General features: G+C 72.1%; 18 protein-coding genes and 1 other RNA gene. 2 read left to right on the top strand and 17 right to left on the bottom strand.

The features are described 5' to 3' along the window. Positions 1 to 29 precede the first annotated feature (29 nt). The 11 genes from ACIGO6_RS00310 to ACIGO6_RS00260 all read right to left on the bottom strand — a co-directional run bounded on the left by ACIGO6_RS00310 (position 30) and on the right by ACIGO6_RS00260 (position 14,939). The gene (locus ACIGO6_RS00310) at positions 30 to 2,366 is read right to left on the bottom strand and encodes a HelD family protein (protein ID WP_399869483.1); all 2,337 of its coding nucleotides are present in this window, start codon (positions 2,364 to 2,366) and stop codon (positions 30 to 32) included. A gap of 70 nt (positions 2,367 to 2,436) precedes the next feature. After that, entirely contained in the window at positions 2,437 to 3,219 is a 783-nt protein-coding gene (locus tag ACIGO6_RS00305; protein ID WP_399869481.1) for a zf-HC2 domain-containing protein, read from the bottom strand. A 95-nt stretch (positions 3,220 to 3,314) separates the two neighbouring features. Beyond that, on the bottom strand, positions 3,315 to 3,839 hold the full coding sequence (locus ACIGO6_RS00300) for a sigma-70 family RNA polymerase sigma factor (protein WP_369181718.1): 525 nt from the start codon (positions 3,837 to 3,839) through the stop codon (positions 3,315 to 3,317). 219 nt (positions 3,840 to 4,058) lie between these two features. Next, on the bottom strand, positions 4,059 to 4,649 hold the full coding sequence (locus ACIGO6_RS00295; RefSeq protein WP_399869479.1) for a CGNR zinc finger domain-containing protein: 591 nt from the start codon (positions 4,647 to 4,649) through the stop codon (positions 4,059 to 4,061). Between the two features lie 370 nt (positions 4,650 to 5,019). After that, positions 5,020 to 6,174 (bottom strand): uroporphyrinogen-III synthase, encoded by a 1,155-nt coding sequence (locus tag ACIGO6_RS00290; protein WP_399869478.1) that lies wholly within the window; start codon positions 6,172 to 6,174, stop codon positions 5,020 to 5,022. Between the two features lie 108 nt (positions 6,175 to 6,282). After that, positions 6,283 to 7,644, bottom strand: coding sequence for a nitrate/nitrite transporter (locus tag ACIGO6_RS00285; protein WP_399869476.1), 1,362 nt, complete (start codon positions 7,642 to 7,644; stop codon positions 6,283 to 6,285). Between the two features lie 132 nt (positions 7,645 to 7,776). Next, the gene (locus ACIGO6_RS00280) at positions 7,777 to 8,709 is read right to left on the bottom strand and encodes a hypothetical protein (protein ID WP_399869475.1); all 933 of its coding nucleotides are present in this window, start codon (positions 8,707 to 8,709) and stop codon (positions 7,777 to 7,779) included. A gap of 81 nt (positions 8,710 to 8,790) precedes the next feature. Then, positions 8,791 to 10,128 carry an acyltransferase gene (locus ACIGO6_RS00275; RefSeq protein WP_399869473.1) on the bottom strand — a complete coding sequence of 446 codons (1,338 nt, stop codon included), beginning with the start codon at positions 10,126 to 10,128 and terminating at the stop codon, positions 8,791 to 8,793. Beyond that, positions 10,125 to 12,320, bottom strand: a complete 2,196-nt coding sequence (locus tag ACIGO6_RS00270) for a glycosyltransferase (RefSeq protein ID WP_399869471.1) — start codon at positions 12,318 to 12,320, stop codon at positions 10,125 to 10,127. Before ACIGO6_RS00270 ends, ACIGO6_RS00275 begins: the two co-directional genes overlap by 4 nt. Next, a complete protein-coding gene (locus ACIGO6_RS00265) occupies positions 12,320 to 13,666 on the bottom strand; it encodes a hypothetical protein (protein ID WP_399869469.1) in 1,347 nt (448 codons plus the stop codon). The genes ACIGO6_RS00270 and ACIGO6_RS00265 overlap by 1 nt, the downstream gene beginning before the upstream one ends. Positions 13,667 to 13,967: 301 nt before the next feature. Beyond that, positions 13,968 to 14,939, bottom strand: a complete 972-nt coding sequence (locus ACIGO6_RS00260; RefSeq protein WP_399869467.1) for a LysR family transcriptional regulator — start codon at positions 14,937 to 14,939, stop codon at positions 13,968 to 13,970. Between the two features lie 83 nt (positions 14,940 to 15,022). Between ACIGO6_RS00260 and ACIGO6_RS00255 the strand changes: the two genes are divergently transcribed. After that, positions 15,023 to 16,321: an MFS transporter gene (locus ACIGO6_RS00255; protein ID WP_399869465.1), complete on the top strand. Its 1,299-nt coding sequence runs from the start codon at positions 15,023 to 15,025 to the stop codon at positions 16,319 to 16,321. A gap of 67 nt (positions 16,322 to 16,388) precedes the next feature. Here ACIGO6_RS00255 and ssrA read toward each other — a convergent pair. The 5 genes from ssrA to ftsE all read right to left on the bottom strand — a co-directional run bounded on the left by ssrA (position 16,389) and on the right by ftsE (position 20,290). After that, positions 16,389 to 16,788: a transfer-messenger RNA gene (ssrA, locus tag ACIGO6_RS00250) on the bottom strand. 89 nt (positions 16,789 to 16,877) lie between these two features. Further along, positions 16,878 to 17,357 (bottom strand): SsrA-binding protein SmpB, encoded by a 480-nt coding sequence (gene smpB / locus ACIGO6_RS00245; RefSeq protein WP_399869463.1) that lies wholly within the window; start codon positions 17,355 to 17,357, stop codon positions 16,878 to 16,880. Positions 17,358 to 17,406: 49 nt separating this feature from the next. After that, entirely contained in the window at positions 17,407 to 18,582 is a 1,176-nt protein-coding gene (locus tag ACIGO6_RS00240; protein ID WP_399869462.1) for a S41 family peptidase, read from the bottom strand. Between the two features lie 68 nt (positions 18,583 to 18,650). Continuing rightward, positions 18,651 to 19,568, bottom strand: a complete 918-nt coding sequence (gene ftsX / locus ACIGO6_RS00235; protein WP_399869460.1) for a permease-like cell division protein FtsX — start codon at positions 19,566 to 19,568, stop codon at positions 18,651 to 18,653. A gap of 32 nt (positions 19,569 to 19,600) precedes the next feature. After that, positions 19,601 to 20,290 (bottom strand): cell division ATP-binding protein FtsE, encoded by a 690-nt coding sequence (ftsE, locus tag ACIGO6_RS00230; protein ID WP_043372426.1) that lies wholly within the window; start codon positions 20,288 to 20,290, stop codon positions 19,601 to 19,603. A gap of 214 nt (positions 20,291 to 20,504) precedes the next feature. On the opposite strand from ftsE, the gene ACIGO6_RS00225 reads away from it, so the two are divergent. Then, positions 20,505 to 20,696, top strand: a complete 192-nt coding sequence (locus ACIGO6_RS00225; protein WP_399869458.1) for a hypothetical protein — start codon at positions 20,505 to 20,507, stop codon at positions 20,694 to 20,696. Between the two features lie 113 nt (positions 20,697 to 20,809). On the opposite strand, the gene ACIGO6_RS00220 is transcribed toward ACIGO6_RS00225, so the two are convergent. Then, positions 20,810 to 21,703, bottom strand: a complete 894-nt coding sequence (locus tag ACIGO6_RS00220) for a hypothetical protein (protein ID WP_399869456.1) — start codon at positions 21,701 to 21,703, stop codon at positions 20,810 to 20,812. Positions 21,704 to 21,789: the final 86 nt, after the last annotated feature.

Raw genomic sequence — 21,789 nt, 5'->3', positions numbered from 1 at the left:
GGGCGCCCCGGTCCGGCGCCTTTGGTGCCTCAGTCGCGGAGCAGGTCCGGCACCCCCGCGGCGTCCGGCTCGTCCCGCTCGCACGAGACGACCGTCAGCTGCTGGGTCGCCCGGGTCAGGGCGACGTACAGCACCCGCAGCCCGGCGGGCGACTCGTCGGCGATCTCGGCGGGCGAGACGACGACCGTGGCGTCGTACTCCAGACCCTTGGCCTCCAGGCTGCCGAGCGCCACCACCCGGTCACCGAGCCCGGTCAGCCAGCGCCGGGCCTCCTCGCGGCGGTTCATGGCGACGACGACGCCGACGGTGCCGTCGACCAGCTCCAGCAGCCGGGCCGCCTCCGCCCGGACCGTCTCGGCGAGGGAGTCCCGTAGCACCGCGAAGCGCGGCTCCACTCCCGTCGAGCGGACGGCCCTCGGGGAGGCGGAGCCCGGCATGGCGAGGGCGAGGACCTTGGCCGCCAGGTCGGCGATCTCGGCCGGGTTGCGGTAGTTCACGGTCAGCTCGAAACGGCGGCGCGGGCGGGTGCCCAGGGCCTCGTCGCGGGCCTCGGCCGCCTCGTCGGGGTCGGACCAGGAGGACTGGGCCGGGTCGCCGACGACGGTCCAGGTGGTGTGCCGGCCGCGGCGACCGACCATCCGCCACTGCATGGGGGTGAGGTCCTGGGCCTCGTCGACGATGACGTGGGCGTACTCGGTGCGCTCCTGGGCGAGGCGCTCGGCGCGCTCCCGCTGGGTCTCCTCGCGCTGCGGCATCAGCTCCTCGAGGCCGGTGAGCTGGTCCAGCGGGTCCAGCTCACGCCGCTTGCGGGGGCGGGCCGGGGTGCCGACGATCGCCTGGAGCTCGTCGAGCAGGGCGATGTCGTGCACGGAGTGCCCCTCGCGCCGCAGCGAACGGGCCACCTTGCGGACCTCGCCGGGGTTGAGGATGCGCCGGGCCCAGCGGCCCAGACGCCGCTCGTCCGCCATGGCCGCCAGCACGGCGCCCGGGGTGAGCTCCGGCCACCAGGCGTCGAGGAAGCCGGTGAAGGAGTCCTCGGAGCTGACGTCCTCGTCGAAGGAGGCCCGCAGCTCGGCGGCCAGCTCGGGGTCGGAGTGGCGGGTGCCGGCGCCGGACTTGGCCCACAGGGCGTCCAGGAGCAGCCTGCGGGCACGCGGGCGCAGCAGGTTCACCGGCGCCGTGCCTCCGAGGGCGTTGCGCCGGACGGCCGCCAGCTCCTGGCCCTCCAGTTCGAGGCGGCGGCCGAAGGCGACGACCCGCAGCAGCGTCGGCGAGTCCTGCGGCTCCAGGGCCCCGCGCGCGGCCTTGCGCAGCACCTTGAGCATGCGGGAGGAGCCCTTGGCGCGGGCGGTGGACGGGGAGTCGTACAGCGTGGCCTCGGCGCCGTCGACCAGCGAGCCGATGGCGCGGATGGCGACCTGGCCCTCCTCGCCGAGGGAGGGCAGCACGCCCTCGGTGTACGCCACCAGCAGCGGGGTCGGCGAGACGATGAGGATGCCGCCCGCGTACCGGCGCCGGTCCTGGTAGAGCAGGTACGCCGCCCGGTGGAGGGCGACCGCGGTCTTGCCGGTGCCGGGGCCGCCCTCGACGTACGTCACGGAGGCGGCGGGGGCGCGGATCACCAGGTCCTGCTCGGCCTGGATGGAGGCCACGATGTCCCGCATGGAGTGGGTACGGGCCTGGCCGAGGGCCGCCATCAGGGCGCCGTCGCCGACGACGGCCAGGTCGTCGCCGTTCAGCCGCGCCTTGATCTCGGGCCGCATGAGGTCGTCCTCGACGCCGAGGACGCGCCGCCCCTTGGAGCGGATCACCCGGCGCCGCACGACCCGGCCCGGGTCGACCGGCGTGGACCGGTAGAAGGGGGCCGCGGCGGGGGCCCGCCAGTCGATGACCAGCGGGGCGTAGTCCTCGTCCAGGACGCCGATGCGGCCGATGTGCAGGGTCTCGGCGATGTCGGCGGTGTGGTCGGGCCGCAGGGCGCCCTCGGCGGGCTCGACCGCCGTGTACGCGCCGTCCGGGCCCTTCTTGCCGTCCTTGCCGAGCAGCAGGTCGATCCGGCCGAAGAGGAAGTCCTCGAACTCGTTGTTCAGGCGGCTGAGGTGGATGCCGGCCCGGAAGACCTGCGCGTCGCGCTCGGCCAGGGCGCCGGGCGTGCCGACGTGGCCGCGCTGTGCGGCGTCGTGCATGAGGAACTCCGCCTCGTGGATCTTCTCCTCGAGGCGGCGGTACACCCGGTCCAGGTGTGCCTGTTCCACGCTGATCTCTCGGTCCCGTACGGAGTCCTCCCGTGCGGAGTCCTGCCGTACGGCGTCGTGCGCGTCCTGCGCCGAGTCGACCGCTGAATCCTGTTGCGCCTGTGCGGCCACCGGGCCCCCTTCTGACGTGCTGGGCAGCCGTCAAAGGTACGCGAAGGGGGCGCCGGAAGCTACGGCGCTCCTACGCGTCCACCTCCACCAGCCGCTCGCCGTCGAAGGTCATCACCTCGAAGTGATCGATCTGGTTGGGCTCGAAGGCGGCGCCGCCGAGCACGTAGAGCGGCTTCTTGGCCTTCTCGGTGGTGGCGTCCGGGATGCCGTACCCCCAGTCCGGGACCGTCCAGGAGCTGAGGGTCTCCCGCTCGCCGTTCTTGCCGACGGCGATCAGGGAGCACTTCTGGGGCCCCTTGACGTTCTTGAGCTCCAGGACCGCCTCGGTGCCCCAGGCCTTCTTCTCCAGGGCCACGGTCGCGCTGACCCGGGTGGCGGGGTCGGTCGCCGTGACCCGGTCGGGCATCCTGGCGAAGGCGGACTCCGCCGGGTTGGCGACCTGCTGGGACAAGTCGGTCTTCCGCCCGCCGCCGTCGTCGCCGCCGTCGCCGCTCGTGGTCGCCACGGCGGCGAACGGACCGCCGATGATCAGTGCGGCGGCGGTGCCCACCAGGTAGAAGTTGCGCCGGCGCTTGCTCGCGCGGCGCTCGGCGACCTCGTCGACGAGCTTCTCCGCCAGCCGCGGGCTCGGTTTGACGGTCAGCGACTCGGCGATCGCGGGCGTACCGGCACCGGGCAGGTCCGCGAGCGCGGCCATCATCGGTTCCATCCCGGCCAGCTCGTCGAGCTGTTGGGCGCACCACTCGCAGGTGGCGAGGTGCGCCTCGAAAGCGGTTGCTTCGGCGTCGTCGAGAATCCCGAGGGCGTAGGCGCCGACGGTCTCGTGCTCGTTCGGCGCCGGTGATCCCTGCATGGGGGCAGAACTACCCGAATCACCTGCGCCGAATCCCCCGCCGATCCCGCCGCCGACTCCCCCGCCGTATCCCTGAGATCCCCCGTACCCGCTCATCACGCCGTCACCCCCCGCTCCTCCAGTGCCAGCTTCATCGAACGCAGGGCGTAGAACACCCGGGAGCGAACGGTGCCGCTGGGTATGCCCAGTGTCTGCGCCGCCTCATTGACGGTACGCCCTTTGAAGTACGTCTCGACGAGGACCTCCCGGTGGGCCGGGGTCAGGTCGTCGAGCGCGTCCGACAGCGTCATCAGCCACAGCGCCTTGTCGATCTCGTCCTCCGCGGGGATGACCTCCAGCGGCGACGGATCGACCTCCTGCGGCCGGGCCTGCCGGCTGCGGTGGCCGTCGATGACGATGCGCCGGGCGACCGTCACCAGCCAGGGGCGTACCGATCCGGTCGCACGGTTGAGCTGACCGGCGTTCTTCCAGGCACGGATGAGCGTCTCCTGGACGACGTCCTCGGCGCGCTGCCGGTCCCCCGCGACCAGGCGCAGCACATAGGCCAGCAAGGGGCCGGCGTGCTCCCGGTACAGGGCGCGCATCAGCTCCTCGTCGGGTTCCGAGGACGACGGGGACATGCGATGTCGGGCCCTCGCACCACGTTCACCGGCCACGACGGAATCCTTGCGCACGCCCACCTCCGATGTCCGGGGGTCCCCCCAGTCGGTCGCTCGCCCATTCGGTACGGACGGGGAGGGCGGGGTGTTCAAAGGGAGGGGACAGTTTTCTCGCGGGGGCGTGACGAACGGGGGCACAGCCGGACCTACCGGGCGGCCGGACGTACCGGGCGGCCGGCTCTACCGGGCGAGCGCGGCGCGCCTGCGGTGCCGGGCGACGCGCTCGCGGTTGCCGCAGACCTCGCTGGAGCACCAGCGCCTGCGGTGCCCGCGGGAGGTGTCGACGTACACGATCGGGCAGTTGTCGCCCGCGCACTGGCGCAGGCTCGCCCGCGCGACCGGGTCGGTCAGCAGTTCCACGGCGTCCCGGGCGAGGGCGCCGAGCAGCGCCGCGCAGTCCGGGGGTCCGGTCAACTCCCGTACGAGCGTGCCGTCCTCGCCGTGCACCGCGCGCGGGGCCGGGGGCGCGGCACGCGCGAGGTCGTTGACGCGGGCGAGCGCGAGGTCGTACGGGCCGGTGCCGGGTGCGGGTCGGCCACGCACCAACCGCGCGGTCTCGCGGCGCAGTTCACGGAAGGCGGCCAGCCAGGAGGCGTCGGCGTGGGTCAGCGGGGTGCCGGGCGGGACGAGTCCGGCGCCGGTGATCCAGGCGCGCAGCACCTCGACGGAGCCGAGACGTTCCACGGGGTGGGTGGTGGCGATGAGGTCCAGACAGATCCGCCCGGTGTCGAACCGCAGCTCGTACGGGTCGGTGGCCGTACCCAATGCCATGTTCCTGTCACCGCCTAGGGATGGCCCGGTGGGGCGGGCTGAAAGGGGAGCAGGTGGACCGCTCCCTCTACAGTGCCTGCCCGCTCCCCCGCCCGGAACCCCTCGTGCCGCTGCCCCGTCCAGCAGCCCGTGACACGGCGCGGCGGTCACGCGCCGCCGATGGAGCACCGACCACGGCACCGCTCACCGCGGACCTGACCTCCGCGAGACACCAAACGCCCCGCCCCCTTCGGCCCACCACCGCCCCACGCCTCACGGCCCCTCCCCGTCACACGCGGCCCCACCCCGGACCGCACCACCGCCCTGCCCGCTCCACCGCCCTGCCCGGCTCCGGACCACGCCCCGTCCTCCCCGCGCGGCCACCGTGCCGTCAGGCGTCCGCGTACTTGGTGTCCGTGGCCGGGTCCAGGGCCAGGCGGTAGCCGCGTTTGACCACCGTCTGGATCAGCTTCGGGGCGCCCAGGGCCGTGCGGAGGCGGGCCATGGCCGTTTCGACGGCGTGTTCGTCGCGCCCGGCGCCCGGCAGGGCCCGCAGGAGGTCCGCGCGGGGCACGACCCAGCCGGGCCGCCGGGACAGCGCGCGCAGCAGGGCCATGCCCGCGGGCGGTACGGCCCTGAGCTCCCCGTCCACGAGCACCGCGTGCCCGCGGATCTCCAGCCGGTACCCGGCGACCGGCAGGGCACGGGCGCGGGCCGGGAGTTCCCGGCACAGGAGCTGGACGAGCGGTCCGAGCCGGAAGCGTTCGGGCTGGACCGTGTCGACGCCGTACGTTTGGAGCGGCACCGCCGTGACCGGGCCGACGCAGGCCGGCAGCACGTCGTGGCCGAGGGCGGCGAGCAGCTCGGGCAGCAGTCCGCGTTCCTCGGCGCGGGCGAGCAGCGACGCGGCGGCCGGCGCGCTGGTGAACGTCACCGCGTCCACGCCCCGGGAGACGGTGGCGTCCAGCAGCCGGTCGACGGGCCCGAGGTCCTCCGGCGGCAGCCACCGGTACACCGGCACGCCGACGACCTCGGCGCCGCCTTCCCGCAGCGCCTCCACGAACCCCGGCAGCGGCTCACCGTGCAGCTGTACGACGACCCGGCGGCCGTCGACGCCCTCCTCCAGGAGCCGGTCCAGCACCTCGGCCATGGACTCGGAGGCCGGCGACCACCGCTCCGTCAGCCCGGCGGCCCGGACCGCGCCCTTGACCTTGGGCCCGCGCGCGAGCAGCTCCACCTCGCGCAGCCGCGCCAGCAGGGCGTCGCCCAGCCCCCAGCCGTCGGCGGCCTCGACCCACCCTCGGAACCCGATGGCGGTGGTGGCCACGACGACGTCCGGCGCCTGGTCGATGAGCTGCTTGGTCGCGGCCAGCAGCTCGCTGTCGTCGGCGAGCGGCACGATCCGCAGCGCCGGGGCGTGCAGGACGGCGGCACCGCGCCGCTGGAGCAGCGCGCCCAGCTCGTCGGCCCGGCGGGCGGCGGTCACGCCCACGGTGAAACCGGCCAGGGGGCCGTGCTCAGGTCGCTGCAGTTCGTCGTCGTCCATGGCTCGCCGCGCTCCGATCGTTCACACCCACGTGTCTGGTCACGTGCCGACCGAGCCTGTCAACGCTGCGTGACAGGCTCGGTTCCGCTTCATGTCACCAGTGTTACGTCACACCTGGGCGTAGCTGAGCTGGGCCTTCGCCTCCGCCGGGCCCGCCGGACCACCGGGCGTGCGGACCGCGGGGCGGCGAAGGTATACCGCCCAGGTGACGGCGAAACAGACGGCGTAGTAGGCGAGGAAGGCGACGAAGGCGCCGGTGCCCGAGCCGACGGAGAGGAACGACTGCCGGAAGGCGAGGTTGATGGCGACACCGCCGAGCGCCCCCACCGCGCCGATGAGCCCCATGGAGGCGCCGGAGAGCCGCCGCCCGTACGCCACGGCGTCCTCCCCCGTCAGCCCCTTGCCCAGCGCCTTGTTCTGGAAGATGCCGGGGATCATCTTGAACGTCGACCCGTTGCCGAGCCCGCTGAGCACGAACAGCACCACGAACACGGCGACGAACAGCGCGAGCGACTTGGCCATGCTGGCCGCGACGAGGGCGGCGGTGGCGGCGGCCATGGCCACGAAGTTCCACAGCGTGATCTTCGCGCCGCCGTACCGGTCGGCGAGCCTGCCGCCCAGCGGCCGGATCAGCGAGCCGAGCAGCGGACCGATGAAGGTGAGGTACGCCGCCTGCAGCGGGGTCCGCCCGAACTGGGTCTGCAGCACCTGCCCGAAGGCGAAGCTGTAGCCGATGAACGACCCGAAGGTGCCGATGTACAGCACGGCCATGATCCAGGTGTGGGCGTCCCGGGCGGCGTCCTTGGCGGCGCCGGTGTCGTTCTTCACGGAGGCCAGGTTGTCCATGAAGCAGGCGGCGAGGACGGCGGCCACCAGGATCAGCGGGATGTAGATGCCGAGCAGCACCCGCGGCCCGCCGCTCGCCCCGATGATCGCGAGCGCGGCGAGCTGGATGACCGGCACGCCGATGTTCCCGCCCCCGGCGTTGAGGCCGAGCGCCCAGCCCTTCTTCCTGAGCGGGAAGAAGGCGTTGATGTTGGTCATGGAGGAGGCGAAGTTGCCACCACCGATGCCGGCCAGCATGCCGACCAGGAGGAAGGTCGAGAAGGACGTCCCCGGCTCCATGACCATGAAGGCCGCGACGGACGGGACGAGCAGCAGCCCGGCGGAGACGATGGTCCAGTTCCGCCCGCCGAAGATCGCGACCGCGAAGGTGTAGGGCACCCGCACGACGGCTCCGACGAGCGTGACAACGGACGTCAGCAGGAACTTGTCGGCCGGTGTCAGCCCGTACTCCGGCCCCATGAAGAGCACCAGCACGGACCACAGTGTCCAGATCGAGAACCCGATGTGCTCGGAGAGGACGGAGAAGTACAGGTTCCGCCGTGCGACCCTCTCCCCCGTCTCCTTCCAGAAGGTCTCGTCCTCGGGATCCCAGTGCTGGATCCAGCGGCCGCCAGGGACTGTCATGACGCCTCCACGATGCTCCACAGCTCGATCGCACCGAAGGTAGGCAGGACGCGTTTCGGCCCGGTGGGGCTGTGGATGACCGCGAGGGAACGTTGCTCTCACCCCACCGGAGGGCCGGGTGAGAGGTCGCTGTCAGCCCTGCGGGGGCCCGGGCTGCCAGTGGGGGTTCTGCTGCGGGTGCGCCTGGGGCGGGTACGACTGCCCGTACGCCTGCGGCTGGGGCTGCGGCTGTCCGTACGCCTGGGGCTGCCCGTACGGCTGCTGAGCCTGCGGCTGTCCGTACGCCTGGGGCTGCCCGTACGGCTGCTGAGCCTGCGGCTGTCCGTACGGCTGCTGGGGCTGGGGCTGCCCGTAGGCACCCTGGGCGGCGGCCGCGTAGGGCTGCGGCGGGGCGTACGGGCCGGGCGCGGGCTGTCCGTAACCCCCGGGCGCTGCGGGAGCACCCCCGAACGGGTTCCCGTGCCCGGGCAGTTGCGCCCCCGGCGCCAGGTACCGCACGCGCCCCGTCTCGTCGGTCACCGGCAGGAACCCGGCGGCCCGCAGCCGGGCCGCGAACTTGGCGTTGCGCTTGCGGGTGACGAGCAGGCCGACACCCAGGAGCGCCAGAACACCCACCCAGATGATCGCGGCCATGACGAAGTCGTCGGAGCTGCCGCCGGCCCGGAAGCCGAGGACCGCGCACGCGACGGTGACGCCGAGCGCGCCGTACCCCATCCGCTTCTCGGCGCTCTTGCCGGTGAGGTCGAAGTTGATGCGGGCCTTGAGCAGTTCGAAGGCGTCCGGCACGAGCGGCGGCACCGACACCCCGTCGCCGGCGTTCGGGTACTGCGCCCAGTTCTGCGCGGCCCGCGCCCGTGCCTGCGGGCTGGGATCGGGCACGATCAGCATCTTCAGCTGGCTGTTGTTCCCGCCGCCCTGTCGCACGTCGGCGTACTCGTACCCGAACTGCTGGGCGACGAAGGCGAGTCGGGCCAGCTTCTTCACGGACGCCATCGCACTGGTGAGCTCGACCGGCTCCCCGCTCGCCATCAGCCGCAGCATCTTCTGCATCTGCCGCTTGCTCATCCCACCTGTCCCCCTGCCCGGCTCACGCCACCCCGTTCACGTCCGCAACCGGGGCAGTCTCGCACGACCGTCCGACGCCCGTCAGCCCCGGTGGGCGGCCCTCGCCCCGGACCTCCGGCCGGCGGAGCGCTTCGTGCCGTTCGGCCACAGGCGGGGTTTCCGCTTCGCGGCCAGGTCCTCGACCCAGCCGACCGCCAGGACCATCAGGCCGATGAGGGGCCAGACCAGGGCGAACATCCAGATCGTGTACGCGCCGTCGAGGGCACCGACCGCGCGCTCGCTCTGCATGAACGGGAGCTTGTAGGCCAGGTCGACGATCGGGACCGTCGCCATGATCAGCAGGTTGTGCCACAGGTAGATGGTGACCGCGCGGTTGTTGGAGAGGGTGACCAGCTTGTCCCACTTGGCCAGTCGGCCCGGGAGTTCCTGCCAGGACGGGGAGTACTGGAGCAGGATCACGACGAAGCCGAACGACCAGGTGGCCTGGGCCAGCGGGATGTCGTTGAGGTCCCAGCCGTCCGGGCCCAGGTGGTTCGAGGCCCACCACAGGCCGAAGGCCATGATCAGGGACGCGGCGGAGACCGAGACGTACCGCGGGATCTTCTTCAGCAGCCCCTCGTGGTGGGCGAAGCCGAGGACCCAGCAGCCGCCGTAGACCGCGAAGTCGGTGACCGCGTTGCCCGTCTCGCCGGGGATCTTCACCAGGCCCGTGCCGACGATCGCCGTCAGGCCGAGCGGCGCGAGCAGCGTCGGCCAGGGGGCCTTGCGGAACAGCCACAGCAGCAGCGGGGAGGCGATGACGAACCACAGGTAGGCGCGCAGGTACCACAGGGGCCCCGCGGCCTGTACCGCCCAGGTGTCCTCCAGGAGGCCGGACTGGGAGCCGACGTGCCAGGGGTAGGGCGGGGCGCCGATCGGGACGATGTAGTTGAACAGCTCGATCAGGCCCCAGGTGCCGCCGCGGTCCGGGTCGTCGGCCGGGTTCCAGCCGTTCGCGAACATCATCGCGAGCACGACCACCGCGAACGCCCACATCGGCGGCAGGAGGCGTCGCACGCGCCCGCGGATCACGCTCAGCGCCGGACGCTTCAGCGAACGCGCCATCAGCGAGCCCGCCAGCGCGAACATCACGCCCATCGACGGGAACAGCACCGACAGCCAGGCCCAGCCGAAGAGGTGGTACACCACGACGCGGACCAGCGCGATGGAGCGCAGCAGGTCCAGATAGCGGTCGCGGCCCGGCTTCTTCGCGGCCGGGGCGGGGGGAACCGGAGCGGGATCGGGGTCCGTCGCACGCTGCTGCGGGACGGCGGCGTACGGCATTCCCGCGGCCCCGTTCGAACCCCCCGCGTACGGGGTGCCGTACGGGCCGGCCGGCTCCGGGCTCGTCCCCGTGCCGGTCGTGTATCCGTGGGTCATGCCACGGGCCTCCGATCATCGCTGCTCTGCGAGCGCTGGTGCGGCACGGAGCCGCCGGGCGCGCCGACGACACCGGTGCGCCGCAGCTTCTGCCAGCGCAGGCGGCCGCCGGTGAGCGCGGTGATCCAGGACTGGAGCAGCACGACGTACATGAGCTGGCGGTAGAGGATCTGCTGCAGCGGCAGCGAGATCAGATGGGTCATGCGTTCGCGGTCGAGGCGGAAGGCGTACGCCGCGCAGACGGCCTGGATGGCCAGGACGCCCAGCCACGCCACGATCGTCTTCTCGGTCGGGCCGAAGACGATGCCGTAGAGCAGGAAGACGTCGATCAGCGGGGCCAGCAGCGGGGCCAGGACCATGAACAGGGAGACGAAGGGCAGGCCCACGCGGCCGAAGCGGCCCGAGGGACCCTTCTCGATCACCGCGCGGCGGTGCTTCCAGATGGCCTGCATGGTGCCGTACGACCAGCGGTAGCGCTGGGACCACAGCTGCTGCACGGTCTCCGGCGCCTCGGTCCAGGCGCGGGCGTTCTCGGCGTAGACCACGCGCCAGCCGGCGCGGTGCAGCGCCATGGTGACGTCGGTGTCCTCGGCGAGGGTGTCGTCGCTCATGCCGCCGAAGGGTTCGAGGGCGGAGCGGCGGAAGGCACCCACGGCGCCGGGGATGGTCGGCATGCAGCGCAGCACGTCGTACATGCGGCGGTCCAGGTTGAAGCCCATCACGTACTCGATGTGCTGCCAGGCGCCGATGAGGCTGTCCTTGTTGCCGACCTTCGCGTTGCCGGCCACGGCGCCGACCTTCGGGTCGCCGAAGGGCTGGACGAGCTCGCGGACGGTGGACGGCTCGAAGACCGTGTCGCCGTCCATCATGACGACGATGTCGTGACTGGCGTTCGCCAGGCCCCGGTTGAGCGCCGCCGGCTTGCCCGCGTTGAGCTGGCGGATCACCCGGACGCCCGGCAGCCCCATCGCCTCGACGATGCGTGCCGTGCCGTCGCTGGAACCGTCGTCGATGACGATGACCTCGACCGGATGGTCACTGGCCATCAGGGACAGGACGGTGTTCTCGATGCACTTGGCCTCGTTGTACGCCGGGACCAGCACCGTGACCGGTTCGGTGACCGGCGGGCCCCAGCGGAAGTCCTTGCGCCGGACCCGGCGGGCGTGGATGCCGGACAGGAGCAGCATCAGCACGAACCGGCCGATGACCAGGGTGCCGATGACCGCCAGGCCGGCCACCAGGCCGTCGGTGATCTTCTCCGACGCCTGGACCAGGAAGACCCAGGCCTTGCCCTTCCAGAGTTCGGCACCGGTCACCGGGCTCATCGCGCTGGGCACGTCCAGGGCCTCGGTGAGGTTGTCGAACTCGTAGCCCTTCTTCTGCAGGTCGGGCAGGAACCTGTCCAGCGCCGCGACGGTCTGGCTGCGGTCGCCGCCGGAGTCGTGCATCAGGACGATGGCGCCCTTGCCGTCCTTGGGCGTGGCGCGGCGGATGATCTCGTCGACGCCGGGCCGCTGCCAGTCCTCACTGTCGGTGTTGTTGACGACGGTGATGTAGCCGCGGCTGCCGATGTACTCGGTGACGGGCCAGGACTTGTTGTCCATGGCGTCGGCGAAGGAGGAGTACGGCGGACGGAAGAGCGACGTGCGGATGCCGGCCGCACCGGTGATCGCCAGCTGGTTCTGCGACAGCTCCCAGTCGATGCGCTTCTTGGACTGGAAGGAGAGGTCGGGGTGGTTGAAGGTGTGCAGGCCGACCTCGTGGCCCTCGTCGACCATGCGCTTGACGAGGTCGGGGTAGCGGGAGGCCATGGTGCCGGTGACGAAGAAGACCCCGTGCGCGTTGTGCTTCTTCAGCACGTCCAGCACCCTCGGCGTCCAGGTCGGGTCCGGGCCGTCGTCGAAGGTGAGGACCAGGCGGTGGTCGGGCACGCTCAGGCTCTCGGTGCGGCCGCCGCGGACGTCGATGACCGGGCCGCCCTCGAGGATCTTCTCCGGCACCTGGTCGGTGGCGGCGGGCGGCTGGACGCGGTGGTCGGCGAGGATCTCGCTGTGCACGTATCCGCGCAGCATGAGCATCGCCGCCAGGGCGACCAGGACGAGCAGGGGAAGCAGCAGGCGCAAGGGCAGGCGGCGGCGGGAGCCCTCACGGGCGGTGCGCGCGCCCCCGGGACGGCGGGTGCGGGATGCCATCAGAGGGTGTTCTCCGGGGACAGGGAAGGGGACGTGAGGGTGGTGTCCGGGCCGGCGGCGACCACGGTTCCGTCGGCAGGTCCGTCGGCGGTTCCGGCGACCGGGGTGAGCGCGCCCGCGCCGTTGGCCGTCGTGTCGCCGCCGCCCGGGTCGGTGCCTGAGGTGGGGTCGACGGTGGGCTCGGTCGGGTCGACCGTGGGTTCACCGCCGCCCGCCGGGGTCGACGGTTCGGTGGTGACCGGCGGCGGCGCCTGCGTCGACGTCGTCGGGTCCGGGGCGGTCGCGCCGCCGTCGCCCGGTTTCGGGTCGGTCCCGGTGGTCCCGGACGGGTCGGGGTCGGCGCTCGTACCGGGCTGCCGCGCGCTGCCGGACGTGCCGGGTGCGGGGGCGTCGGTGCCCGGAGCCGTGGTCACGCCGGTGCCGGCCGAGGGGCTGGTCTGCGGGACGGCACTGCCGGTGCCGGACGGCTGTGCCGACTCGGAGGGCACCGGGGTGGTGTCGACCTGGCCGGCCGGCTTGCCCTCCTGCTGACCCGGTACGGGCAGCCAGGGCGCGTTGGAGTTGCCGGACAGCAGCGTGGAGACGATGACGACGGCGTAGACCGCGCAGGCGAGGCCGACCGCGATGCCGAGGCGGCGGTAGAGGCGGCTGCGGCGCCCGGAGGCGTCGACGAAGACGGGCCCGTCGGAGCCGTCGGGGGCGCCCTTGCCCGGCCCCGCGTCGACCCGGCGCAGCACGCCGTCGCCGAGCTGCACGGCGTCGAGCTGGACCGTCACCTCGTGCGGGTCGTGGGCGTGGTCCGCCGCACCGGCGTCCGGGGCCTCCTGCCAGGGGTCGCGGAGGACGGCCGTGGCGGGGTCGGGCGCGGACACGGGGAGGGCGCGGGTCGGGTCGGCCGAGTTCGGCGGGGTGGCCGAGGGGGTCGGAGGGAGGACGTCCGTCTTGTCGAGGTCCCGGTCGCGGTCGAGGCCCCGGTCGAGGCCTCGGTCGGCGCCGCCCCGGCCTGTTCCGGACGGGTTCGCCCCGGAGGGTGTCGCCCCGGTCCAGGTTATTCGTTGCTGACCGAACGGGTCCCGTCCACCATCGCGGTCCGTGCGGTCTCCGCCCATCGGGTTCCCGCCTGTTCGATCCCGGTCCCGGTCCCTTCCGGAACCGGCCGTCTCCGTCCCGTCGGCGCCGTGGCCCGCGTGCGCTTCGGGAGACCGGGGCTCGACCGCGTCCGGCGACGTCCGGTCGGCGTTCCCCCCGGCCCGTCCGTCGCGGCGCGAGACCTCGTCGGCGGTCCCGAACCACCCTGCGCCCGGCCCCGCGGACCCGCCGGGCCCGGTGGACCCCGCTCCGGTCATCGGGGACTCCTCGACGCCGGAGAAGCCCCGGGTCGCCGGGAACGCCTGCGTGGCGTCGCCATCCTGTTTCGCCTCCGGGAGGTCACGCGTCCCGGACGCGGCCTCGGGCCACGCCCGTCGGGCGTCTTTCTGCCATTTGTTCACGCGCACGCACTTCCCCCCGAGGGACGGATCCGGGTGCGCACACGACTCCGAGCACCCGTCGGCCGAACCGGCCCCCACCAGGTTCGAGCGCCCCCTGTATCACACCGTGCTCAGGCCAAGAATGTAGCGCACGCGGAGGATGCGTGGTTGCCCTGTGTCAGTTACCGGCGGACATCACGGCGGCGTCGGCAGCCGGAATCCACGCTCCGCTCGGGACACGCAGCCAGTCCTTCTCGGCCGCGATCTGGGCAACCGCCCGGCGGAGCGCGTCGAACGCCGGGTGCACCAGTGCTTTTCGCCACACCAGGGACACCGGCGACAGCGGCACGGGATCGACCAGCGGGCGCACCACGGTCGATCCGATGGCTGGAAAGGTCACCACGGCGAGGACCGGGGTGCCCGACTTGTCCATGAGCCGCTGGAACTCCTCGTTCCCGACGGCGAGCGGAGCGGGTGGCGCCACGTCGATGCCGCGTCCCTCGAACAGGCGGTGCGCGAGATCGGTCCACTCGGGCGTGCGCGGATTGCCGGCCCCGGCGTACACCGTCTCGCCGGCCAGCGCGGCCAGCGGCACCTCCGCCAGCCGGGCCAGCGGGTGGTCCCCGGGGAGCACCACGGCCATGGGCTCGTAGCGCACCGGCTGGTGCCCGAGACCCGCCCGCAGTGCGGGGGCGAGGCCGGCGAACCGGCCGAAAGAGGCGTCGAGGCGGCCGGCGAGCAGTTCGGTGACGGCACCCGTCAGCCCGCTCTCGTAGCGCGCCATCAGCTCGTGCTCCGGCGCCAGCGCGCGGGCTCGCTCCAGCACCAGGCGTCCGGTGAGCTGTCCCGGGGAGTTGACGTCCACCAGGAGCGGGCGGGCCTGTCCGAAGGCGGCCAGCAGCTCGTCCTGGGCCGCGAGGACACGCCGGGCGTACCGCAGCAGCCGCTCACCGTCGGCCGTCAGCGTCACCTGCCGGGTGGTCCGGACGAACAGCTCGGCACCCAACTCCCGCTCCAGGCGGCGTACGTCCCGGCTGAGGGCCTGCTGGGCGACGTACAGTCGAGCGGCGGCGCGGGTGAAGTGCAGCTCCTCGGCGACGGTGACGAAGGCCCGCAGGAGGCGCGGGTCCACAGAGGCGGGTGCGGGCATCCCGCGAATTTACAACAGGGCTGCGTGAATGGGCGCCGAGAAGGTGTTGGACCCCTTGATCGGCCCCGGGGGACCGTGAGGGCATGCCGCAACCGACCTTCGCACGCCCGTCCCGCCCGGCCGCCTTCCCGACCGTCACCGCCGACGCCCTGGTCGTCGCCGACTTCCACCCGCGCGCCCGGCGCCGGCCACCCGGCCCGTACCGGCGCCTTCTCTCCACACCCGGGGCCCGAGCGTTCACGATCGGGAACCTCCTGGCCCGGCTGCCCATGGGCATGTTCAGCGTGAGCGCGGTCGTGATGATCGCCGGCACCCGCGGCTCCTACGCCCTCGCCGGCGCCGTCACCGCGACCGGGCTGGCGGCGACGGCTCTGGTCGCCCCGTGGACCGCACGGCTCGTGGACCGGCACGGCCAGGCCGGAGTGGCCCTGCCCGCCACCCTGGTCGCCGCCCTCGGCTCGCTCGCGCTGGTGCTGTGCGTGCGCCACGACGCCCCCGACTGGACCCTGTTCGCCGCCTACGCCGCCACCGCCACGACCCCCAACACCGGCGGCATGGCCCGCGCCCGCTGGGCCCACCTGCTGAAGGGCGACGCCGACGCCCTGCACACCGCCAACTCCTTCGAACAGGCCGCGGACGAACTCTGCTTCATGCTCGGGCCGGTCCTCGCGGCGTCCCTGTGCACGGCACTGTTCCCGGAGGCGGGCACGCTCGTCGGCGTGGTGCTGCTGGTCGTGGGCATGCTGCTCTTCACCGCCCAGCGCTCGACCGAACCGCCGGCCCGGCCGCTCCCCCGCACCAAGGCTCCCATCCGTGCACCGGGCATACCTCCGCTGCTGGCGGTCTGCCTGGCGATGGGCGGGATCTTCGGCGCCATGGAGGTCGTCACGATCGCGTTCGCGGACGCACAGGGGCACCGTACGGCGGCCGGTGTGGTCCTCGCGCTGCAGGCGACCGGTTCCTGCGCGGCGGGCCTGCTGTACGGCGCACTGAGGCCCGCGGGGCCGGCCGAGGAGCGCCTGCCGTGGTGCGTGGCCGCCATGACGGCGCTGCTCACGCTGCCCCTGCTCGCGGCGTCCCTCACCGGCTCCCTGCCGCTGCTCGCCGTCACGCTGCTGATCGCCGGGATGGCGACCGCGCCGACGATGGTCACCACCATGACCCTGGTCCAGCACCGCACCCCCGAGGGCCGTCTCAACGAGGGCATGACCCTCGCGGTGACCGGCCTGCTCGGCGGCATCGCCTGCGGCAGCGCGGTGGGTGGCTGGATGGTGGAGCACACGTCCCCCACGGCCGCCTACGGCGTCCCGGTGACGGCCGCGGCGGCGGCCCTGCTCCTCACGCTGCTCCTCCTGCCCGGCCGGGCCCGCGGTCGAGCATGACGCCCGCGTCCGCGCATGACAAAGGCCCCGTCGCGCTGGAGCGACGGGGCCTCGGCCCACATGGGAATTGTGGAGATGGCGGGAATCGAACCCGCGTCCAACGGTGCGGAACCAGGGCTTCTCCGTGTGCAGTCCGCTGCGATTTTCTCAGCCCCGGAGATCACGCGGACAAGTCTCCGACGGGCTCAGTCACTGTTTGGTTTCCCTCTTCACCCCGTGACCGGGATCAAGGTTTAGTCCCCTAGCTGATGCCAGGATCCGGGTCGGGAACAGCCCCGGGCTGACACTCCCGTAGTAGGAGGCTCGCTCTGCTACCTGAGATCAGGCAGCGAGGGCGAAGGCCTGCTGGGAGGAATCGCGCTTGGTGTTGGCGATTATTTTTTTCGGCCTGTGGTTTACGAGATCATGGCCGCTTCCTCGACACGCTTCCCCTGCTTCGACAGCCGCTGTCGAAACCGATCATCCCCATGTTGATTTTTCAAAACACGCACCGTCGAGCGGTGCTGCTTGCCATCGTACGTGACCAACGCGCGAGGGTGCCAGCCTATTCCCCGGCTCAGGCCCGCTGCTTGCGCCGGATCGCCGAGATCGTGCGCTCCGCCTCCCGACGGTCCTGCTTCTCCCGCAGGGTCTGCCGCTTGTCGTACTCCTTCTTGCCGCGGGCCAGCGCGATCTCGACCTTGGCCCGGCCGTCCTTGAAGTACAGCGCCAGGGGCACGATCGTGTGACCGGTCTCCTGGGACTTGGCCTCCAGCTTGTCGATCTCCACGCGGTGCAGCAGCAGCTTCCGCTTGCGACGGGCGCTGTGGTTGGTCCAGGTGCCCTGGCTGTACTCCGGCACGTGCACGTTGTGCAGCCACGCCTCGTGCCCGTCCAGCTGCACGAAGCCGTCGACCAGCGACGCCCGCCCCTGACGCAGCGACTTCACCTCGGTCCCGGACAGGACCATTCCGGCCTCGTAGGTGTCGAGGATCTGGTAGTCGTGCCGCGCCTTCTTGTTCTGCGCGATCAGCTTGCGCCCTTTTTCCTTAGCCATAGTGCAGCCCATTTTGGCACTACGGAGGGGGCCCGCGGAAAGCGGATTACTACCGTCCCAGTCCGCTCAGCACCGTCCGCGCCCGCTCCAGGGCGGCCGGGTCGTCCGTCGGGTCGACCTCCAGGTCGGGCGTGATGCCCGTGCCGTCGACGCCGCGGCCCAAGGGGGTGCGGTAGTGCCCGACGGTGAGCTCGGCCACCGAGCCGCCGGGCAGCCGGCTCGGCATCTGCACCGAGCCCTTGCCGAAGGTGCGGGACCCCAGGACGACCGCGCGTCCGCGGTCCTGGAGGGCTCCGGTGAGGAGCTCGGCCGCGCTCATCGTGCCGCCGTCGACCAGCGCGACCAGGGGTCTGGTGGGGTCGCCGCCGGGTTCGGCGTGCAGGGCCCGCTGGTCGCCGTCGACGTCGTACGTGGCGACGAGACCGCCGTCGAGGAAGGCGGAGGCGGCGGTGACGGCCTCGGCGACCAGGCCGCCGGAGTTGCCGCGCAGGTCGAGGACGACGCCGGTGCCGGCCGGGACCCGCGCCACGGCGTCGCGCACCTGGTCACCGACGCCCTTGGTGAAGGTGACGACCTTGACCACGGTGACGCCGTCGGCGAGCGTGCGCACGGTCACGGGGTCCGTGGACAGCTCGGCCCGGCGCAGGGTCTCGGTCCACGCGCGCGTGCCGCGTTCCAGGCCGAGCCGGACGGCGGTGCCGGCGGGCTCCTCCTCGGCGTCGCCGCGCAGTATGGAGACGACCTCGGTGACGGGACGCCCGTCGACCCTCTGACCGTCGACGCTGCGCAGCCGGTCGCCCTCGCGGATCCCGGCGTCGGCGGCGGGCGAGCCGGAGCGCACCCTGGTCACCTCGATGCGCCCGTCGCGTTCGCGGCGCGCGGAGAGCCCGACGCCGGTGTACCGGCCGCCGAGGGACTCCTCCAACTCCTCGTACTCGCCCTGGGAGTAGACGGCGCCCCAGCGGTCCCCGCTGCGACTGACGGCGCGTTCGGCGGCCTCCACGGGGGACTTGCCGTCGGCCAGCGCCTCGGCCGCCGCCCGGGCCACTTCCTCGTGGCGTCCGGCGGGAGCGGACGAACGGGCCGTGTCGGACGGGGACTTCCGGTCGCCCTGGGGAAACGAGCCGGTGGCCGCGCCCGCGACGAGAACACTTGCGAACAGCAAGGTCAGGGCGGCCCCGTGGCGTGCGCGGCGGGGCTGACAGAACAGGTCACGACCTGACATGCCGGTGAGTCTAGGACAACGCAAGAGGGCCGAACGGTCGCTTCACCGTTCGACCCTCAGGGGATGTGTCACACCTTCAGGTACTTGCGCAGCGCGAAGAACGCGGCCAACGCGGGCATCAGCAGACTCGTGGCCAGGATGAGCGGCAGCTTGGCCAGCAGCGCGTCCCAGCCGATGAAGTCGATCAGGGCCAGCTTCTCGGACAGGGCGAGGCCGTGGTCGATGATGAAGTACCGCGCGGTGACCAGGAAGCCGCAGGCGACCGCGCCGCCGATGAGCCCGGCGACCGCCGCCTCCATGATGAACGGCGCCTGGATGTAGAAGCCCGAGGCGCCGACCAGCCGCATGATGCCGGTCTCGCGCCGCCGGCTGAACGCCGAGACGCGCACAGTGTTGACGATCAGCATCACCGCGACGACCAGCATGAGCGCCATCACCGCGCGCGCCGCCCAGTTCATGCCGTTGAGGAGCTCGAAGAGGTTGTCCAGGGTGGCGCGTTGGTCCGCCACCGACTGCACACCGTCCCGGCCGTCGAAGGCGGTCGCGATGACCTGGTACTTCTCCGGGTCCTTCAGCTTGATCCGGTACGACTCCTGCATCTGGTCCGGGGTGAGCGAGCTGGCCAGGGGCGAGTCGCCGAACTGGTCCTTGTAGTGCTTGTACGCCTCGTCCTGCGACTCGTACGTCACCTTCTCGACGACGTTCATCTCTTCGAGGTCGGCCAGGATCTGCTTCTTCTGGTCCTCGGTCACCGCGCCCTTGGCACAGGCGGGGTCGGACTTCGCGTCGCTCTTGTTGCAGAGGTAGACGGTGACGTTGACCTTGTCGTACCAGTAGCCCTTCATGGTGTTGACCTGGTCGCTCATCAGCAGCGAACCGCCGAACAGGGCCAGCGACAGGGCGACGGAGACGATGACCGCGAAGGTCATCGTCAGATTGCGGCGAAGACCGACACCGATCTCCGAGAGCACGAACTGGGCGCGCATGGCGTCTGGTTAAGCCTTTCCGTTCCTCGTCGTCAGTGCTGGTAGCCGTAGACGCCGCGTGCCTGGTCGCGGACGAGGCGGCCCTTCTCCAGCTCGATGACGCGCTTGCGCATCTGGTCCACGATGTTCTGGTCGTGGGTGGCCATGATCACGGTGGTGCCCGTCCGGTTGATGCGGTCGAGCAGCTTCATGATGCCGACGGAGGTCTGCGGGTCGAGGTTGCCCGTGGGCTCGTCGGCGATCAGCAGCTTGGGCCGGTTGACGAAGGCGCGGGCGATGGCGACGCGCTGCTGCTCACCGCCGGACAGCTCGCCGGGCCTGCGGTCCTCCTTGCCGCCGAGCCCGACGAGGTCGAGCACCTGCGGCACGGACTTGCGGATCTCGCCGCGGGACTTGCCGATGACCTCCTGGGCGAAGGCGACGTTCTCGCCGACCGTCTTGTTCGGCAGCAGGCGGAAGTCCTGGAACACCGTCCCCAGCTGGCGCCGCATCTGCGGCACCTTCCAGTTGGACAGGCGGGCGAGGTCCTTGCCCAGGACGTGCACCTGTCCGTGACTGCACCGCTCCTCGCGGAGGATCAGCCGCAGGAAGGTGGACTTTCCGGAGCCGGAGGACCCCACGAGGAAGACGAACTCGCCCTTCTCGACCTCGAGGGAGACGTCCCTGAGGGCTGGGTGGCTCTGTTTGGGGTAGACCTTGGAGACGTTGTCGAATCGGATCACGGATGCACCACGGGTCGCCGGGGGTAGATGAGCGTGACCATACGCGAAGCGGGGAGCGGCCCGCAGTCACCGGTCGCGGTTGCGTGACAGTTGTGTGTTTTGTCCCTACGGGGAAGGCGCGCGGCACCCCACGGAACCTGGCACAGTGGAAAGGGAACGTTCGCGTCGGTGCGGGCGTTGTTCCCAGGGAGCCGGTGGCAAGGAGGGCGAGCGCATGACGTACGACCGGTTGGTGTGCGCGAACTGCGCGGCGCCCGTGAGTGAGGGCCGGTGCCCGGTCTGCCGGGCGAACCGCGAGCGGCTGCAGCAGGGAAACTTCCTCGCGGGGCTGAATCCGACGACGCTGATCGCGCTGCTGGCGGTGCTGGTCGCGGCGGTGGCCCTGCTGGCCCACCAGACCGTCTGACGCCCGCAGAGGGCGCGTGGCGCCTCTTGGAGACGGACGCGGAAGGGGCCCGGAGCGATGTGCGCTCCGGGCCCCTTCGCATGCGTGCGCGGTGCGTACGCGGGTGGCTACCCTCAGGCAGCCGCGCCGCGGCCGTTCACCAGGCGCGGCAGCAGACGGAAGCCGATGCCACCGGCGATCATCGTGGCGGCGCCGACCAGCAGGAACGTGGTCTCCGCGGCGCCGGTCTCGGCGAGCTCGTCACCGCTGCCCTGGGCGGCGGTGTCGGAGGCCGGGGCCTCCTCGCCGGTGTCGGTCAGGGCCGAGGAACCCTGGTCCTGGGTGACGTTGTCGTTGCCACCGCCGTCGGGGGTGGTGCCACCGATGCTGTCGCCACCGCCGGTGGAGCCGCCGGTGCCACCGCCGTTGCCGGAGCCACCGTTGCCGCCGGTGCCGCCGCCGTTGCCGGAACCGCCATTGTTGCCGGAGCCACCGTTGTTACCGGAGCCACCGTTGTTACCGGAGCCACCGTTGTTACCGGAGCCACCGTTGTTACCGGAGCCACCGTTGTTACCGGAGCCACCGTTGTCGCCACCCTCGGACGTGCCCGTCGAGGTGCCCTCGGAGGTGCCCTCCGACGTGCCGGTCGACGTGCCCTCGGAGGTACCCGTGGAGGTCCCCTCGGACGTGCCCTCCGACGTACCGGTCGACGTGCCCTCCGACGTGCCGGTGGAGGTGCCCTCGGACGTACCGGTCGACGTGCCCGCAGAGGTGCCCTGCGAGGTGCCCTCGGTCACACCCACCGAGGCGCCCTCGGTCGTGCCCTCAGTGCCTCCCTCGGTACCGCCGGTGGTGTCGTCGTCGCCCGCGTTGACGTTCAGGCCGATGCCGACACCGTCACCGCCGACCTCGGCACTCACACCGAGGTCGAGCGCCGAGGCGGCGCCCGCGGCGGTCAGCGAGGCACCGGCGGCGATCACCGCGCCGGCTGCTATCCGCGCGACACGAATCCGCGTCTTCTTCGTCATGTAGTTGCTACCCCCAGTAGCCGAATAGTCAATGAGGCCGCACTCGGGGGCCGTGATCGACGGAGGTGGTAGCTGCGCTGAAGTCC

The sequence above is a fragment of the Streptomyces sp. NPDC053750 genome (genome assembly GCF_044544295.1).
GTDB lineage: Bacteria > Actinomycetota > Actinomycetes > Streptomycetales > Streptomycetaceae > Streptomyces.
The sequence above is the reverse complement of the archived record's forward strand: the minus strand, read 5'-3'. Positions and strand labels throughout refer to the sequence as shown.

Excerpts from the sequence above, each read along its gene's own strand:
- ACIGO6_RS00305 (WP_399869481.1), bottom strand. The coding sequence starts at position 3,219 with ATGCAGGGATCACCGGCGCCGAACGAGCACGAGACCGTCGGCGCCTAC.
- ACIGO6_RS00300 (WP_369181718.1), bottom strand. The coding sequence starts at position 3,839 with ATGTCCCCGTCGTCCTCGGAACCCGACGAGGAGCTGATGCGCGCCCTG.
- ACIGO6_RS00295 (WP_399869479.1), bottom strand. The coding sequence starts at position 4,649 with ATGGCATTGGGTACGGCCACCGACCCGTACGAGCTGCGGTTCGACACC.
- ACIGO6_RS00290 (WP_399869478.1), bottom strand. The coding sequence starts at position 6,174 with ATGGACGACGACGAACTGCAGCGACCTGAGCACGGCCCCCTGGCCGGT.
- ACIGO6_RS00285 (WP_399869476.1), bottom strand. The coding sequence starts at position 7,644 with ATGACAGTCCCTGGCGGCCGCTGGATCCAGCACTGGGATCCCGAGGAC.
- ACIGO6_RS00280 (WP_399869475.1), bottom strand. The coding sequence starts at position 8,709 with ATGAGCAAGCGGCAGATGCAGAAGATGCTGCGGCTGATGGCGAGCGGG.
- ACIGO6_RS00275 (WP_399869473.1), bottom strand. The coding sequence starts at position 10,128 with ATGACCCACGGATACACGACCGGCACGGGGACGAGCCCGGAGCCGGCC.
- ACIGO6_RS00270 (WP_399869471.1), bottom strand. The coding sequence starts at position 12,320 with ATGGCATCCCGCACCCGCCGTCCCGGGGGCGCGCGCACCGCCCGTGAG.
- ACIGO6_RS00265 (WP_399869469.1), bottom strand. The coding sequence starts at position 13,666 with ATGACCGGAGCGGGGTCCACCGGGCCCGGCGGGTCCGCGGGGCCGGGC.
- ACIGO6_RS00260 (WP_399869467.1), bottom strand. The coding sequence starts at position 14,939 with ATGCCCGCACCCGCCTCTGTGGACCCGCGCCTCCTGCGGGCCTTCGTC.
- ACIGO6_RS00255 (WP_399869465.1), top strand. The coding sequence starts at position 15,023 with ATGCCGCAACCGACCTTCGCACGCCCGTCCCGCCCGGCCGCCTTCCCG.
- smpB (WP_399869463.1), bottom strand. The coding sequence starts at position 17,357 with ATGGCTAAGGAAAAAGGGCGCAAGCTGATCGCGCAGAACAAGAAGGCG.
- ACIGO6_RS00240 (WP_399869462.1), bottom strand. The coding sequence starts at position 18,582 with ATGTCAGGTCGTGACCTGTTCTGTCAGCCCCGCCGCGCACGCCACGGG.
- ftsX (WP_399869460.1), bottom strand. The coding sequence starts at position 19,568 with ATGCGCGCCCAGTTCGTGCTCTCGGAGATCGGTGTCGGTCTTCGCCGC.
- ACIGO6_RS00225 (WP_399869458.1), top strand. The coding sequence starts at position 20,505 with ATGACGTACGACCGGTTGGTGTGCGCGAACTGCGCGGCGCCCGTGAGT.
- ACIGO6_RS00220 (WP_399869456.1), bottom strand. The coding sequence starts at position 21,703 with ATGACGAAGAAGACGCGGATTCGTGTCGCGCGGATAGCAGCCGGCGCG.